This window comes from Halorubrum sp. SP3 (assembly GCF_005435195.1).
GTDB lineage: Archaea > Halobacteriota > Halobacteria > Halobacteriales > Haloferacaceae > Halorubrum > Halorubrum sodomense.
Map to the genome: position 1 here is coordinate 1 of NZ_SGTU01000795.1, position 216 is coordinate 216.

Genomic DNA, 216 nt, shown 5'->3' on the forward strand with positions numbered 1-216 from the left:
GAATCTCCTCAATCAACTGAATCACGAGGTGAGCGGGACGATCCAGATTGTGGACCCGAATGGAGACACGGTTCTGGACACCTCATTCGACGTCCCGTCCACCGAGTCGGGTGGTGACAGTAACATCGTCGCCTATGCCGACGTGTGGACCACCGCCGGCGAGTATCGAGTCGATTTAGCGCTCGCGGATACGGAGATTGCGGGTACATCGCAACT

General features: G+C 57.4%; 1 pseudogene. It reads left to right on the forward strand.

Annotated elements, in window-relative coordinates:
* Positions 1–216: pseudogene (locus EXE42_RS20100) on the forward strand (hypothetical protein); the annotation flags it as partial.